General features: G+C 71.1%; 8 protein-coding genes and 2 pseudogenes. 3 read left to right on the top strand and 7 right to left on the bottom strand.

From position 1 onward, the window contains the following. Positions 1-146 precede the first annotated feature (146 nt). Positions 147-2,654, top strand: coding sequence for an ABC transporter permease (locus tag IPK27_22115; GenBank protein MBK8070201.1), 2,508 nt, complete (start codon positions 147-149; stop codon positions 2,652-2,654). Positions 2,655-2,730: 76 nt separating this feature from the next. Beyond that, positions 2,731-3,384, top strand: a complete 654-nt coding sequence (locus IPK27_22110) for a hypothetical protein (GenBank protein MBK8070200.1) — start codon at positions 2,731-2,733, stop codon at positions 3,382-3,384. A 3-nt stretch (positions 3,385-3,387) separates the two neighbouring features. Here the strand turns inward: IPK27_22110 and IPK27_22105 are convergent. From IPK27_22105 to IPK27_22080, 6 genes and pseudogenes are all read right to left on the bottom strand, one after another. Further along, positions 3,388-3,887 (bottom strand): annotated as a pseudogene (locus IPK27_22105) (M23 family metallopeptidase). Positions 3,888-3,972: 85 nt separating this feature from the next. After that, positions 3,973-4,389: pseudogene (locus tag IPK27_22100) on the bottom strand (hypothetical protein). A gap of 28 nt (positions 4,390-4,417) precedes the next feature. Then, positions 4,418-5,377, bottom strand: a complete 960-nt coding sequence (locus tag IPK27_22095; GenBank protein ID MBK8070199.1) for a GGDEF domain-containing protein — start codon at positions 5,375-5,377, stop codon at positions 4,418-4,420. Between the two features lie 50 nt (positions 5,378-5,427). Next, entirely contained in the window at positions 5,428-5,838 is a 411-nt protein-coding gene (locus tag IPK27_22090) for a hypothetical protein (protein ID MBK8070198.1), read from the bottom strand. A gap of 161 nt (positions 5,839-5,999) precedes the next feature. Then, positions 6,000-8,675, bottom strand: coding sequence for a DNA mismatch repair protein MutS (gene mutS / locus IPK27_22085; GenBank protein ID MBK8070197.1), 2,676 nt, complete (start codon positions 8,673-8,675; stop codon positions 6,000-6,002). A 117-nt stretch (positions 8,676-8,792) separates the two neighbouring features. Next, positions 8,793-10,334, bottom strand: coding sequence for a CRTAC1 family protein (locus IPK27_22080; GenBank protein ID MBK8070196.1), 1,542 nt, complete (start codon positions 10,332-10,334; stop codon positions 8,793-8,795). Positions 10,335-10,510: 176 nt separating this feature from the next. On the opposite strand from IPK27_22080, the gene IPK27_22075 reads away from it, so the two are divergent. Beyond that, positions 10,511-13,267, top strand: a complete 2,757-nt coding sequence (locus IPK27_22075; GenBank protein ID MBK8070195.1) for a DUF11 domain-containing protein — start codon at positions 10,511-10,513, stop codon at positions 13,265-13,267. Positions 13,268-13,519: 252 nt separating this feature from the next. Here the strand turns inward: IPK27_22075 and IPK27_22070 are convergent, their stop codons facing one another. Beyond that, complete coding sequence (locus IPK27_22070) at positions 13,520-14,569, bottom strand: hypothetical protein (GenBank protein ID MBK8070194.1); 1,050 nt, start codon at positions 14,567-14,569, stop codon at positions 13,520-13,522. Positions 14,570-16,113 lie beyond the last annotated feature (1,544 nt).

Genomic DNA, 16,113 nt, shown 5'->3' with positions numbered 1-16,113 from the left:
GATGGTCGGGCTGCGCCGATGTCCGTTTGCGAACGGCAGTGTGCGAAGTTGCGCCCCGGGCCGGGCTCAGGGACGGGAAATCAGGCACTTGGGCGCGGGCATGCGCCTTGCTAGGCGAATCCCGGACTGCGCCCGGAGAAGCCTCGATGCTCGCTTTCATTGCTGATGTGCGCCATGCCTTGCGTGGCCTGCTCAAACGTCCGGGCTTCACCCTGGTCATCACCCTGACGCTGGCGCTGGGCATCGGCGCCAACACGGCGATCTACAGTCTTTACGATCAGGTGGTGCTGCGCCGGCTGCCGGTAGCGGCCGCGGAAGACTTGGTGGCGCTGTCGTCCGCGGGTCCGCGCTGGGGGATGACTTCCAACAGCGGCATCGGCCCGCGCGAGCAGATCTTCAGCTACCCGATGCTGCGCGACCTGCAGGCGCAGCAATCGGTGTTCACCGGGATTGCCGGCCATCGCGACCTGGGGATCAACCTGGCGGTGGAAGGCCGCACGCAGGCCGGACGCGCGCTGATGGTGTCGGGGAACTATTTTTCCGTGCTCGGGCTGGCACCGGCGGCGGGGCGGCTGATTGCGGAGGACGACGACACCGCCGTCGGCAAGGGCCGCGTGGCGGTGCTGAACCATCGCTACTGGGTATCGCAGCTGGGCGGCGCGCCGGACATCATCGGCAAACCGGTCAAGGTCAATGGCGAGACCCTGACCGTCATCGGCGTGGCGCCGGAGGGTTTCGACAGCACTTCCTTCGGTGTGCGCCCGCTGGTGTATGTGCCGCTGACGATGCGCTGGGCGCTGACGTCCGGCATCGACGACGACAGTGGCAATCGGCGCAGTTGGTGGATCTATTTGTTTGCCCGGATCAAACCGGGCGTGACCCTGGAACAGGCTTCCGCCGAACTCGCGGCGCTGCACGCGCGGATCATCAACGAGGTGGAGGTGCCGCTCAACGCGGACATGGACCAGATCACGCTGGCGCAGTTCAAGGCGGCACCGATCCGACTGTTGCCGGGCGCGCGTGGGCAAAGTTCGGTGTCCGCGCGCTCGGCCACGCCGATGCTGCTGCTGATGGCGGTCGCCTCGCTGGTGCTGCTGCTCGCTTGCCTCAACTGCGCCAACCTGTTGCTGGCGCGCGCCTCCACGCGCTCGGCGGAAGTGGCGCTGCGCGCCTCCATCGGCGCCAGCCGTGTCCAGTTGCTGCGCCAGCACCTGGCCGAAGCGCTGTTGCTGGCCCTGCTCGGTGGCCTGGCGGGATTGCCGGTGGCTGCGGTATGCCTGCAGGCAGTGGTCTCGCTGATGCCGGGCGACACGGTGCAGGCGATCAGCATGCAGCTGGACCCGGTGGCGATGCGCTACGGCTTGCTGGTGGCCCTGGGCACGGTGCTGGTGTTCGGCCTCTATCCGGCGCTGCACGCGGCGCGCACGGACCCGATCCACAGCCTGCGTGCCGGCGCCGGCGCTGGTGGCGGGCGTATCGCGCTGCGCTTCCGCAATGTGCTGGCGACGGCACAGATCGCGCTGTCGATGGTCTCGCTGGTGGTGGCCGGTCTGTTCCTCGTGAGCCTCGACAACCTGAGCCGGGTGGACCTCGGCCTGCGCGCGGAATCGATTGCGACCTTCGAGTTGTCGCCCGCGCGCAACGGTTACGACAACGCGCGTTCCCAACGGCTCTACGATGAGGTCGAGCGCGGACTGGCCGGCTTGCCGGGCGTGGCATCGGTGACCACCTCGCTGGTGCTCCTGCTGTCGGGCGACGACTGGACGTCGAATGTCTCGGTCGAAGGCCATGGGGCACAGGATCCGGGCGAGGATGGAACCCAGCACAACGCCGTGGGGCCGGGCTATTTCACCACCCTGCAGCAGCCTCTGCTGGCCGGGCGCGAGTTCGTCGATGCCGACGCCGCCGGCAGGCCGAAGGTGGCGATCGTCAACCGCGCCTTCGCCGAGCGCTTCGGCCTCTGGCCGGACGCGGTGGGCAAGCGCATGGCCTTCGGTGGCAGCGAAGACCTGGACATGGAGATTGTCGGCGTGGCCGCGGACGCGCGCTATGACAGCGTGCGCGATGCCCCGGCGCCGCAGTTCTACATGGCGCGCAAGCAGTTCGGCAGCGCCGGCTCGATGGTGTTCTACGTGCGCGCACAGCTTGCCCCCGAACGTCTGCTGCAACTGGTGCCGGCGGTGGTGGCGCAGGTGGACCCGGACTTGCCGGTGGAGCGGCTGATGACGCTGCCGCAGTCGATCCGCGAGAACCTGGTCCTGGATGTGTTCGTCGGCACCCTGTCCGGGGCCTTCGCGGTGCTCGCCACCCTGCTTGCGGCGCTCGGTGTCTACGGCGTGCTGAACTACGCCCTGAGCCAGCGCACGCGCGAAATCGGGCTCAAGCTGGCCCTCGGAGCCGCGCCGGGACGCGTACAGGCCTCGCTCCTGGGTCAGGCCGGGCGCATGTTCCTCATCGGCGGTGGCATCGGGTTGGTGCTGGCGCTGATGCTGGGGCGCGCGGCCCAGGCGCTGCTGTTCCAGTTGGACGGACACGATCTGCGCGTGCTGCTCGGCGCCAGCGCGATCCTCGCGGCGATCGCGCTGCTCGCCGCCTGGTGGCCGGCGCGCCGGGCGGCGCGGGTCGATCCGCTGGTCGCGCTGCGCTGGGAGTAAAGCCGGCGTCGCCAGTGCGCGGCGCGCGGGCGGCGTTTCGGGTAAAGGGCATCCGATCCTGACCGAAGGACGATCGATGGCCCTGGACCTCTACCTGCATCCGCGCAAGACCATCCTCGACTCCCTGCGCGCGCCCGACCATGCCGCAACGCCCGCGCGCCAGCGTGCGCAGCGCAAGGCGCTCGACGCGCTGCTGGCGCGACATCCGGAGTGCACCCTGGTCGGAGACCCGCTGCGTGGGCGGGTGGACGGCTTCATGGGCGAGCTGACCGTGCATCCGGGCTATCTCCACTGGTGCCTGCACGGGGAGGTCGACACCGACGCCGTGCAGGCGCTGGTGGAGGCCTTCGAGGCCGACGGCTGGACCTGCACCGACCCGCAGGACGCCGGTTTCGGCAGCGAGGCGCGCGCCGACAAACGGCTCGCGGACTGGGACGAACTGATCGGCGCGGAGTTCGTCGGCCTCGCGTTGCAACGCGATTGGGGTGCACGTGTGGTGCTGGATTTCCAGTTCGCCGACGGGCGTCCGGTGCGCCTGGACTTCATGCATTTCGGCGCTTGCCAGTTGCCGGAACTGGGGACGCTGCTCCAGGCCAGGCTGGTGTCCGTGACCCACGAGGCTGGCAAGTTCGACAGCGTGAGCATGGTCTTCGACAACGGCCAGCGGCTGGCGGTGGAGGGCTGCGTGCCCAACGGCGGCGTGATCGGAGCGAAGCCCCGGCGGCGTTGACGCTCAGACGCCGTCGGTGGGCAGCAGCGCGCCGGGGTCGAGGTAGAACATCTTGCGCCAGCCTTGGGTGGCGTCGTCCCAGCGCCAGGGATGCGGCAGCAGGCTGAGCACGCTGTAGTGCAGGTGCGGCGGCTTTCCCTGGGCATTGCCGGAATCGCCCACGCTGCCGATGCGCGTGCCGCTGGACACCGGCCGCCCGATGCCCACATCGATCGAGTCAGGTGGGCGTAGTAGTGCACGCGCCAGCGAGCCCCGAGGACCAGCACCACGCGTCCGCCCTGCGCCAGTTCGCCGGTGTAGACCACCACGCCCGCGCTGGCGGCGCGCACCGCGCGACCCCTGGGCGCAAAGATGTCGATACCCTTGTGCACCCCGGATACACCCCAGGGCTCGAACCAGAAGGAGCGCGGATTCCAGTCGTGCGCGGAAGCGCCCTCGACCGGGATCTGCATCCGCGCCGGGAGCAGCAGCCCGCCGAGCAGGATGCTGGCGACGATCAGCATGACCTTCGGCCAGCGCCGGCGTGCTGGGGGCGCGCCGGCAGGGTCGCCGGCTGCCTGTGATCCCGGCGTCATCGCTGCTCACCACCTCCGCCCAACGCGACCAGGTGCCCCAGGCATGCAGCGCGCCGATCGCCAGGCAGATCGACGAGGACACCAGCCAGAAGCGCAGCGAGTTTTCCGGGAACGACGCCATCAACAACGGGAAGGCGAGGGCGCGAGCGAGGTAGACAGTGCTGATCAGCACCAGTGCCCAGCGCATCAGCGGCAGGCGCGGCAGCAGGCCGGCCGCGGAGAATGCGTATAGCGCCCAGATGCCGAGCATGCCGGCAATGCCGAGGGTGAGTACCGTGGGCTGCAACAGGCCGGCTTCGGCCGCGCGCGCCATGCGCTCGCCCGCGCCCATTGCGCGGTAGGCCGGCGCGCCGATCAGCACGCAAGCGACATGGGCCAGCGCCGCTGCGGCGCTGGCGCAGCCAGCCAGGGTCAAGGCGAGGGTGCTCAAGGAGTCATGGCCAGGTGCGGGGTTCTCATCACACTAACCGCGACAAATGGAACGCAGACGCAACAGCCCCAAGAAAGCGCTGGACGCAAAGGGCCTTGCCGTTCAAAGCCGACTCGACGCGGTTGCGCCCGTTCGCCTTGGCCTTGTACAGGCGCTCGTCGGCCAGGCGGAGCAGGTCCGCGCTGCTCTGCATCGCGCTGCCCCAGCTGGCCACGCCCACGCTGGTGGTGATCGGATGGGGCTGGCCGCGGATGTCGAAGCGGTGCTGCGCGATGGCCGCGCGGATGCGCTCGGCGAAGCCGCAGGCCTCATCGTGCGGTGCTTCGGGCAAGGCCACGGCGAACTCCTCGCCGCCCAGCCGGCCGAGCTGGCAGCTGGAATAGCTCATTTCGCGGATCAGCTGCGAGACGTTGGCGATGACCTGGTCGCCGATCAGATGACCGAAGTGGTCGTTGATCTGCTTGAAGTGGTCGAGATCGATGATCAGCACCGCCAGCGGGACGCCGGCGCGCGCGCGCACGACATGCTCGTCGAGCAGCATGCGGAAGTGGCGTCGATTGAAGAAACCGGTGAGGCCGTCATGCACGGCCAAGTCGATCAGTTCCTGGTGGTAACGTGCTTCCGCACTCGCGCCGCAGAAGAACTTGAGCGCGTGGTTGCCCACGCCGATCTGGTCGCCGTCGCTGAGCTCGGCGCGCATCACCGCCTGCCCGTTGAGGTAGGTCTTGTTGGTGGAGCCGAGGTCTTCGATGAAGAACCGGTCTCCTTCGCGCCAGACGCGGCAATGGCTGCGCGATACGCTGGGGTGCGGCAGGCTCAGGGTGGCTTCCACTGCGCGACCGACCACCACCGGCTCGGTGCCGATTTCCAACTGGTGTCCCAGGTAGATGCCGCTGACCACGATCAGTCGCGGCGGCCGGTCCCGCGGGTCCACGTCGGGACCCACGATCACCGTGGCGCGGTCCGTGTTGAAATGCTCCCGGTTCACTGCGATTGGGTGGCTGGGCAGACCTCCTCAGTCTAGCCCAGCCACGCCGGCTAGCGCGTATCGTGGTGACAGGCCTCGCAGGCGTCGGCAATCTGCTTCAGCGCAGTGCCGATGACTTCGCAGTCCGGTCCGGAGGCCAGGCCCTTGTCGATCTCGACGATGAAGCTGTCCCGGCGACGCTCGTAGGTGGCGTCCACATAGCCGATCGCATCGAAGATCGGGGTGGAATCCTGGGCCAGGTCGCGCATGCGGCCAAGGTGGCGTACCGCCGCTGGCGCATCGCAACCGGTCGAGCGCGCGGCCTTGCGCGCCTGGCCCATGTGGTACTGCATCAGCGCCATTGTGCCGCGCGGCACCGTGTGCCGCTGCGCCAGCGTGCTCATCACCACAAAGGCACCGAGCGCGCCGGTGAACAGTCCTACTCCGAGCAGCGCGATTACGCGCCCGCCATTCATCGCCATGGTCGCAAGTCCGGATAAGAGCGCGCAAGGCTAGCCGATGGCGCCTGAGCGCAGCGTCACGACTTTGGATGAGCGGTTGCGTAGGCGGTGGATCGAGCAGCGATTCACCGCCGGTAAATTGCGGCGAGCAGCCGGGGAACGCGCGTTGCGCGTACCCCGGCCTACTGCGACAGCGCCTTCAGCCGGTACAGCAGGTCCAGCGCCTGGCGCGGAGTCAGCGCATCGGGATCGATGTCGCGCAGCGCATCCAGCGCGGGCGAGGGCGGCGCGAACAGATCGAACTGCGCCGGCTTTGCTTCGGTTCTGCCGCCCTGGCGCGTCCCGGGTCCCGGGTCCCGGGTCCCGGCTTCGTCGCGTGCCCCGTGCCCCGTGGCCCTTGCCCCGTCCTCCAGCCCGCGCAGCACCGCCTCCGCGCGCTTGAGCACGCGGCCGGGCAGGCCGGCCAGCGCGGCAACCTGCAGGCCGAAGCTGCGATTCGCCGGACCCGGCTTGACGGCGTGCAGGAACACCAGCGCATGACCGTGCTCGGCCGCGTCCAGGTGCACATTGGCGACGCCCTCGCACTCGTCGGCAAGCTCGGTCAGCTCGAAGTAGTGGGTGGCGAACAGGGTGTAGGCGCGGTTGCGCTCGGCCAGTTCGATCGCGCAGGCGCGTGCGATGGCCAGGCCGTCGTAGGTGCTGGTGCCGCGGCCGATCTCGTCCATCAGCACCAGGCTGGTATCGCTGGCGTTGTGCAGGATCCGCGCGGTCTCGGCCATCTCGACCATGAAGGTCGATTGGCCTCGGGCCAGGTCGTCGCCGGCGCCGATGCGGGTGAAGATGCGGTCGATCGGGCCGATGCGGGCGCGGGTGGCGGGCACCGCGCTGCCGATGTGCGCCAGCAGCACGATCAGCGCGTTCTGGCGCATGTAGGTGCTCTTGCCGCCCATGTTGGGGCCGGTGATCACCAGCATCCGGCGGTCGTTGTGCAGGTCGAGGTCGTTCGGTTCGAAGGGCTCGCGGCGCACGATCTCGACTACCGGGTGGCGTCCGCCCTCGATCTTGAGCACGCGCTCGTCGGTCAGCGTGGGGCGCACCCAGTTCCAGCGCTCGGCGCCATCGGCCAGCGCAGTGACGACGTCCAGGTGGGCGAGGGCATCGGAGGCCAGGCGCAGGGTGTCCAGGTGGCGCTGCAGCTCGGCGACGAGTTCCTCGTACAACCCGCGCTCGCGCATCAGCGCGCGCTCGCGGCTGCCGAGCACCTTGTCTTCGTAGAGTTTCAGTTCCTCGGTGATGTAGCGCTCGGCGCCCTTCAGCGTCTGCCGCCGCGACCAGCGCGCGGGTACGCGCTCGAGCTGCGAGCGGGTGACTTCGAGGTAGTAGCCGTGCACCTTGTTGTAGGCCACGCGCAAGTTGGCGATGCCGGTGGCCTCGCGCTCGCGGCGTTCCAGGTCGACCAGGAATTCGTCCGCGCCGGCCGACAGGGTGCGCAGTTCGTCCAATTCGGCATCGAAGCCCGGCGCGATGACGCCGCCGTCGCGCATGAAGATCGGCGGCTCGGCCACCAGCGCGCGCTGCAGCAGCGCGTGGGTGTCTTCCATCCCGCACAGCGCCTGCGCCCATTCGATCAGCGCGCTCGGCTCGCCTTGTGCTGCCAGGTCGGCGATGGCCGGGCAGGCGCCGAGCGCGTTGCGCAAGCCGGACAAGTCTCGCGGGCGCGCGGAGCCCAGCGCCACGCGCCCGAGCATGCGCTCGACATCGCCCAGCGGCTCCAGCGCCGTGGCCAACGGCGCGATCAGCGCGAGGTTGCGCAGCGATTCGATCGCATCCTGGCGCCGGCGCAACTCGGCGTGGTCGCGCAGCGGACGCGCCAGCCAGCGCCGCAACAGGCGCGCGCCCATCGGCGTCTGGCAGCGGTCGAGAATGCCGATCAGGGTGTGCTCGCGCCGGCCCGAGGGGTGTTCCTCGATCTCCAGGTGGCGCCGCGTGGCGGCATCCAGGTGCAGCGAGTCCTCGCCCTGTTCCACCGCCAGGCCGGCCAGCCGCGGCAGCGCGGCCTTCTGGGTCTCGCGCACATAGTGCAGCAGCGCGCCCGCGGCCCCGAGCGCCGCACCGAGGTGATCGCAGCCGAAGCCCGACAAGTCACGCACCGCGAACTGCTGGGTCAACGCGCGGCGCCCGGCGTCTACGTCGAAATGCCACGGCGCCAGCTTGCGCACCAGCCCGGCCTCGATGCCGTCGAGCGACAGCAAGTCCTCCGGCACCAGCGTCTCCGCTGGCGCCAGCCGCGCAATCTCCGCCGCCAGCGCCTCGCCATCGATCTCGCTGACACGGATCCGGCCGGAGCCGAGGTCCAGCCAGGCGAGGCCCAGGCGAGGGCACGAGGGCAGGGGGCAGGGGAGAGCCCCGACGGTTGGCTCCCTCGCACCTTGAGCCCGGGCGGCCTGTGCCCTCGTGCCCTCGTGGAGCCTGCCCCGCTCTCCCACCGCCACCGCCAGCAACAGATTGTCCCGCCGCTGCTCCAGCAGCGCATCGTCGACCACGGTTCCCGGCGTGACGATGCGCGTGATGCGGCGTTCGACCAGGCCCTTGGCTTCGCGCGGATCGCCGATCTGTTCGGCGATGGCGGCGGCCTCGCCCAGCCGGATCAGCTTGGCGAGGTAGCCGTCGAGTGCATGCACCGGTACGCCGGCCATCGGGATCGGTGCGCCGGCCGACTGGCCGCGCTGGGTCAGCGTGATGTCGAGCAGGCTCGCCGCGCGCCGCGCGTCGTCGTAGAACAACTCGTAGAAATCGCCCATGCGGAACAGCAGCAACAGGTCGGGCTGCTCGGCCTTCAGCGCGAGGTACTGGCGCATCAGGGGCGTATGTTCGGGGAATTCTTGGACGGCGGCCGACATGGGCAGTTCGACATGGGACTGGCGCGCAGCATAGAAGGCCGGCCGCGCCGCCGCGACGCCTGGGCTCGGGCTGGCCTACTCGAAGCCGTTGGCGTGCATCCGTTCCGGTACGCCCGCGTACACCACATCCTGGTAGGCGCCCATGACTGGCGCGATCCACTGGATGGTGCCATCCGGCCAGCGGATCAGGCCGTCGGTAGCGCTGGCGTTGCCGAGCCCGACATGGATGCGGACATCGCCGCTGCCGCCCATGCCCGAACCCAGGTGCACATCCCGGCGGTGGCGCCGCCCGGCGCTGTCGTTGATGTAAACCTTGGCGCCGACCGCATCGCGGTTGACCGCGCCGGTGCCGACCAGTCGCAGTCCTAGCCAGTTCCCGCCGGGCGCAGTCTGGTTGCGGTAGAGGACGTAACGCTCGCGCCAGTTGCCGATCGCCAGATCGATCCGGCCATCGTCGTCGAAATCCCCGCGGGCAAGCCCCACTGACGGTCCGTTGTCGCTGCCGCCGCTTGCCAGGGAGACATCGTCGAAGCTGCCGTCGCCGCGGTTGCGATAGACCCGGTTGCCCATCGACGGCGCCGAGTTCATCGTGCACAGGTAAATGTCGAGCCAGCCGTCGTTGTCGAGATCGACCAGTTCGGCGCCCCAGCCGATGCCCGTGAAGCGGGTGCCGCTGGCGCTGCCGACATCGGTGAAAGCCAGGTGACCGGACTGCAGCTCGTTACGCAGCAGCACCTGTTCGCCGATGCTGGAGAAGTACAGGTCGAGATCGCCGTCGTGATCGTAATCGCCATGGCCCAGGCCCATGCCGAAGACCGGCCGGGCCGCGCCGGTTGCCGCGGCCACGTCGGTGAAACACCAACTGCCGCAGCCCGGGCCATCGTTGCGCCAGAGTGCGTTGCCGACCTGTTTGTCGTTGACAACGTAGATGTCGAGGTCGCCGTCGTCGTCCAGATCCAGCATGCTGGCGGCAAAACCGGGGCGGGCGCGCGTGGCCAGTGTCAGCGCTGCCGACCAGTCATCGAAGCCGCCGCCCTGGCGTTGCCGCAGCAGGCGATCGCTGGTCAGCGGGTGGCCGATGTCGAACCAGCCGACCAGGTAGATGTCGAGCAGGCCGTCGCCGTCGATGTCGCCAGCCGCCGCGGACTCGCCCTGGATCCGCAAGTCGCCCAGTCCCGAGGCCACGGTGACATCGGCAAAGCCCTCGCCGGCCTGGTTGCGAAACAACTGCACCCGGTCCAAGGAGAGCACCAGCAGGTCGCGCCAGCCGTCGTTGTCGTAGTCCAGCGCCAGTGCGCCGCCGTGAAAGGCGCCTGGCAGCGCAATGTCTGCCGATCGCGGCGAAACCTGCAACACGCCGTTACCGGCATTGGCGAGCAGCACATTGCCCGCGCTGGAGGACGTCATGACCAGGTCGAGGCTGTGGTCGTTGTCGAAATCGGCAAAGGCCAGTCCAGAAGCGAAATAGTCGATTCCGACGCCGGGTCCCACATGGTCGGTCGGCGGCATTCCGCCCAAGGGCGTCAGCTCGATTGCGCCCGCCTGTGCGATCGTTGCGGCTGCGGCCAGCAGGCAGCCGCCGGCAAGGGCAAGTCCCTTCGCTTGTGTCCCTGCCATCGCCGTTTCCTTCGCCCGGTGCCTGGTGAGATACCCTTGGCCGGCTGGCCGGTCATGGGGTGCACAGCATAACGCCGGCGGCGGGCGCCATCTGATGGGTGCAGTTCGTGACCTGGACGGGTATCCTCCCTGCGGTTCGGGCGCCTTGCCCAGGTCCTTCATTCAGGGAAACTCTCATGCATCTGCCAAAGCACTTGCTGGCTGTCGCGTTGCTCGCCGCCACCGCGGCCAGCGCCCAGGAAGCCAAGGATCCTAATCCGGCCGTGGGCGCGCCCGCATCGACGCCGCGCACAGCGTTCGGCCCGGATGCCTTCGGCTACCAGGGTTACGACCAGGCGGAGCCGCAGTGCACGGCGCAGTTCATCGACATCACGGCGACCGGTACGCTGGTGGTCACTGGTGACGATGCGGGCGCGCCGGTCAACTTGCCGGGGCCCGCATTCAACTTCTACGGCTCGACCTTCACCCAACTGGCCGCGATCACCAACGGCTACCTGAGCACCGATCCCGCCGATACCGGCGGGGATCTCAGCAATGACTGCCCGTTGCCGGTGTTGCCCAGCACCGGCGGTGGCGCGCGCATCTATCCCTTGCACGACGACCTGATCGGCGACGTCTACTTCCAGCATTTCCCCGTGTGCCCGCGCCCGAGCGGCTGGGGCGCTGCGGAGGGCTGCTATGTGTTCCAGTGGGCCAACATGACCCACTTTGGTGGCGGCGGCCCCTTCACCTTCGAAGCGGTGCTCTACACCACCAGCTTCGGCATAGTGTTCCAGCATGGCGCCGGCAATCCCGAGGAGGGCAGTGGCTCAACCACCGGCCTGCAGAACGCGCCGCCGCCGACGGTCGCCCTGAACTACGCCTGCAACACGGCGGCCTCGGTGCCCGCCGGGTCCGCGCAGTGCATTTATCACCCGGCCTTCCCGTTCGGCAGCGGTGTGGGTGCTGACCTCGCGATCACGTTGACCGACACGCCGGATCCGGTGACGGCCGGCCAGACGATCAGCTACGCGGCAGTGGTGACCAACACCGGCCCGGTTGCGGCTTCAGATGTCTCGGTAACCCTGCCGTTGCCCGCCGGCACGACCTTCGTCTCTTCCAGCGCCAGCGCCGGTGGCACCTGCGCCGGCAGCGGCCCGGTGACTTGCACCTGGGCCGGCAGCACCGCCAATGGCGCTACCCGTACCGCGACTCTGGTGGTCGGCGTCCCGGCCAACACCGCCGAAAACTCGCTGATCTCGGCCTCTGCGACCACTACGTCCGCCTCCCCGGATCCGGATCCGGCCGATAACACCTCGACCGCTGGTACCGGCGTGATCACCGCCGCCGACCTGGTCGCGACGTTGACCGACACGCCCGACCCGGCCATCGCCGGCGATGCCCTGAGCTACACCGCTACGCTGACGAACGCCGGACCTTCCGATGCGCAGGACGCCGAGCTGACGCTGAACCTGCCCGCGGAAGTGACCCAGGGCACGGTGACGGCCAGCGCGGGCGGCGTTTGCAGCGGCACCGGCACGATCACCTGCAACTGGGTCGGCGTCACCGCTCCCGCGGCAGTGCGCACCGTCACCGTGGCAACCACCATCGCGGCGAACGTGGCGCAGGGCACGATCATCAATGCAGACGTGCAGGTCATGTCTGCAACGAACGATCCCGCGGGCGGCAACAACGTCGTCACGGTGGCCACCACGGTCAATGCGGCGGCCGATCTGTCCGTCACCTTGAGCGACTCGCCGGACCCGGTGATCGCCGGAACCCAGTTGACCTACGTTGCCACGGTGACCAACGGCGGCTTGTCCGATGCGCAGGATGTGTCGGTGAGCCTGCCGATTCCGGCCGGCACCATGTCGTTCTCGGTCGGCGCCAGCGCTGGCGGCATCTGCACCGCGGGCGACCCCTCGGTGTGCACCTGGGCTGGTGCAACGGTGCCAGGCGCCACGCGCACCGCCACCATCGTCGTGAGCGTGAACTCGGGCCAAACCGCGCCATTGAGCGCCACCGTGACTGCGGCGTCCGCTACCACCGATCCGGCGCTGGCGAACAACATGGCAACCGCGGCTACCCAAGTGGAAGTGCAGGCTGACCTCGGCATCACGCTGACCGATGCGCCGGATCCGGTGATCGCCGGCACCCAGCTGACCTACACGGCGGTCGTGAGCAACGCCGGTCCGTCGGATGCCACCGGCGTGGTCGTCAACCTGCCGACGCCCACCCGTACCAGCTTCGTTTCCGGCACAGTGACGGGCGGTGGTTCCTGTGCCGCGGGTATCAGTTGCTCGATCACCGGCAGCATCGTGCCGGGCACCTCGCGCACGGTCACCATCACGGTGCTGGTTGCGGCCTCGGTGCTGGAGAACACGGTGATCAATGCCACCGCCAGCGTGACCGCCGGCTCGCCGGATCCGAATGGGGCGAACAACAGCGCAAGCACGACGACAGATGTGATCGCCAGGGCCGATCTGGGCGTCACCCTGACCTCCTCGGTGCCGGAAGTCCTGATCAACGTCCCGGTGACATTCACCGCGATCAGCAGCAACGGTGGGCCGTCCGATGCGCAAGACGTCTCGGTGACGATCACCCTGACGCCGGACTTCCGCTACAGTGGTCACTCCGCGACCGGTGCCACCTGCACCACGCCACAGATCGGCACTACCGGTGCGATCGTGTGCACCTGGGCGGGCGCAACGGCTCCGGGTGCGACGCGCACCTTGACCGTCGTGGCCTACAGCAATGTCGAGGGCAACACCGCAGTGAATGCCAACACGATGTCGCAGACGACTGATCTGGTGCCCGGCAACAACAACGCGTCGCTGAGCGTGGTGGTCGGTTACCCGTTCAACGAGATCCCGACGCTGAGCCAGTCCGGCCTGATGCTGCTGGGGCTGCTGTTGGGCCTGATGGGCTTTGTGGCGGTGCGCCGCCAGAGCTGATCGCAGAAGCGTTGGTCACGGGAAGGGGCGGCCGCAGGGCCGCCCCTTTTTTTCGATGGCGGATCGGGATTGCATCCGAGTGCACGCGCACGGGGGTTGGTCTGTCGCGCATCTCACCACCGCTTGAGTCCGCTGCGGTGGCCTTGCTTCGGGTTGCGCGGCGCGGGCTGGGTCCAGGCATCCGTTGCTTGGCGAAGCAGGCTCGGTGCCCCTGCGCTTGATTCAGGCGGGTCACATCGTTGGCGAAAAGCGTCAGTGTTCCGCCAACCAGCGATCCAGCCGCGATCGCGCCAGCAGGCGGACCTGGTTGGGGCGCGAATCGTCCAGCGCCTGGCGCAGTTTCACCAGCGCCGGGCGGAAATCGACGCCATACCGTTGGAAGCGGGCGACGACCTCGAGGATGCGGATCACCTCGGGCTCGCCCTGCTCGGCGTACAGCGTGTGCGTGCCGGCGATCTCGGCCGCGAGGCGCGCGGCGATGCGCTCGATCGCGATGGCGACGGCGGCTGCCAGGCGGGCCGGATCGGGCGGGTCATTGCCCTGCAGGTAGATGATCGCCTCGTAGGCGGCGCCTTCGCGCAGCTCACGCTCGACGCCGGCGCTGAGGTCCGGGTGGTCGGCGAGCTTGCGTAGCGCCAGTTCCCGGATGCGCGGGGATTCCCAGACATTGCTGTGGTTGAGCAGGCGCGGCAGGTCTTGCGCGGCGGTCATCCGCTCGACCTCGGAAAACACCTGATGGTCGCGCTTCAGCTGGAACGCGGTCTCTTCCTGCGCCCGCGCATCGGCGCGCGCTGCCTGGGACTGGACCAGTTGGACCAGCAATCCGCAGCAGACCACGAGCGCGGATGCCACCGCGACCACCCAGCCAATGCGTGACGCGCTCACCAGGACGGCGCTGCCCGCGGCATTCAGCAGGAAGATCCCGCCGGCGACCAGCAGCGGCGGCAGCACCCAGGCGGCGTAGGGAACGAGCGGGCGGATCGCCCACGGCACCTGCGCGGCTGACTCGGTGCGCATCGCGGCCGCAAGCGCAATCACCACGGTCACCGCGAGGCCGCCGGTCAGCACCGCGAGGTACTGCAGGGCGCGCGCCTGGGTCAGCCACTGCAGGCCATCGCGTGCCACCACCGCGACCCAGCCGACAGTGAGCAGCAGCCCGAGCGGCAGCGCAATGATCACCGCGCCCCAGAACACGCCCGCCCCGGCGTCTGGCCCGCGCGGCACCTCGTTGAGCACCATTTGCCATGGAACCAGGTAGACCAGTGCCGCGAGGCACAGGCAGAGATTGCCGAAGATCAGCATCGGGGCAGGGCGAGGCCGTCGGACATCCGACAGTCATGCCAAACGTCCGATCGCGCCGCGCCGGACAGCGCCAACTGCAAACGATCAGCGCCGGAGCAGCATCGGTCGCTCAGGTCGGCGGTTGCGGCCGGCGAGGGGGCGCGGGCGGGGGGGGGCGGGGGGGCGGGGGGGGGGGGGGGGGGGGGGGGGGGGGGGGGGGGGGCCGGGGGGGCGGGGGGGGGGGGGGGGGGGGGGGGGGGGGGGGGGGGGGGCCGGGGGGGCGGGGGGGGGGCGCGCCCGGGCGGGGGGGGGGCCGGGGGGGCGGGGGGCGGGCCCCGGGGGGGGGGGGGGCGGGGGCGGGGGGCCGGGGGGGGGGGGCCCGGGGGCGGGCGGGGGGGGGCCGGGGGGGGGCGGCCGGGGGGGGGGGGGCGGGGGGGGGGGGGGGCGGGCGGGGGGGCCGGGGGGGGGGGGGGCGGCGGCGGGGGGGGGGGCGGGGGGGGGGGGGGCGGGCCGGCCGGGGGGGGGCCGGGGCGGGGGGGGGGGGCGGGGGGGGGGCCCCGCGCCCGGGGGCGGGGGGGGGGGGGGGGGGGGGGGGCGGGGGGGGGGGGCGGGGGGGGGGGGGGGCCCGGCGGGGGGCGGGGGGGGGGGGGCGGGAGGGGGGGGGGGGGCCGGGGGGGGGGCGGGGGGGGGGGCCGGGGGGCCGGCGCCGGGGGGGGGGGGGCCGGGGGGGGGCGGTGGGCGGCGGGGGGGGGGGGGGCGGGGGGGGGCGGGGGGGGGCCGGGGGGGGGGGGGGGGGGGGGGGGGGGGGGGGGGGCGGCGGCCGGCGGGGGGGGCGGGGGGGGGCGGGGGGGGGGGGGGGGGGGGGGGGGGGGGGGGGGGGGGGGGGGGGGGGGGGGAGGGGGGGGGGGGGGCGGGGGGGGGGGGGGGGGGGGGGGGGGGGGGCGGCGGGCGGGGGGGCGGGCCGGGGGGGGGGGGCGGGGGGGGGGCCGGGCGGGGGGGGGGGCGGGGGGGGGGGGGGGGGGGGCGCGTGCGCCGGGGGGGGGGGGGCGGGGGGGGGGGCCGCGGGGGGGGGGGGGCGGGGGGGGGGGCGGGGGGGGGGGGCGGGCGCGGGGCGGGGGGGGCCGGGGCGGGGGGGGGGGGCGGGGGGGGGGGGGGGGGGGGGGGGGCGGGCGCGCGGGCGCGCGCGCCGCGCGGCGGGGCGGGGGGCGGCGGGGGCGGGGGGGGGGGGGGGCCGGGGGGGGGGGGGGGGGGGGGGGGGGGGGGGGGCGGGGCCGGCCCGGCGCGGAGGAACGCAGAGGAAGCCGAGGGGGGCCGAGGGCGGGGGCGGGGCCGCAGGCGCTCCTTCGCCCAGACGGCGCGGTGCCGTGTGCCCTGTGGCCTCGGCCCTCATTGTGGACGCCCGGGGCGCAGCTCCTCCCGAACCCCCTGTCGGTCCCAAGGCGGAGGCCAAAAGAGGAACCTTTCGCTTCCGCCGTCGCTGCCAACAAAATGCGGTGCGAAAAAGTGGTACGGGCCGGCCACGCAAGCTTAAATTCCGGGCGGGGGGGGGGCCAAAGTTCCGGTCT

The sequence above is a fragment of the Rhodanobacteraceae bacterium genome (assembly GCA_016713135.1).
Classification (GTDB): Bacteria; Pseudomonadota; Gammaproteobacteria; order Xanthomonadales; family SZUA-5; genus JADKFD01.
This window is presented reverse-complemented; position numbering and strand designations above follow the sequence as displayed.

Coding starts and splice junctions, on each gene's coding strand:
- IPK27_22115 (MBK8070201.1), top strand. CDS start 147: ATGCTCGCTTTCATTGCTGATGTGCGCCATGCCTTGCGTGGCCTGCTC.
- IPK27_22110 (MBK8070200.1), top strand. CDS start 2,731: ATGGCCCTGGACCTCTACCTGCATCCGCGCAAGACCATCCTCGACTCC.
- IPK27_22090 (MBK8070198.1), bottom strand. CDS start 5,838: ATGGCGATGAATGGCGGGCGCGTAATCGCGCTGCTCGGAGTAGGACTG.
- mutS (MBK8070197.1), bottom strand. CDS start 8,675: ATGCGCCAGTACCTCGCGCTGAAGGCCGAGCAGCCCGACCTGTTGCTG.
- IPK27_22080 (MBK8070196.1), bottom strand. CDS start 10,334: ATGGCAGGGACACAAGCGAAGGGACTTGCCCTTGCCGGCGGCTGCCTG.
- IPK27_22075 (MBK8070195.1), top strand. CDS start 10,511: ATGCATCTGCCAAAGCACTTGCTGGCTGTCGCGTTGCTCGCCGCCACC.
- IPK27_22070 (MBK8070194.1), bottom strand. CDS start 14,569: ATGCTGATCTTCGGCAATCTCTGCCTGTGCCTCGCGGCACTGGTCTAC.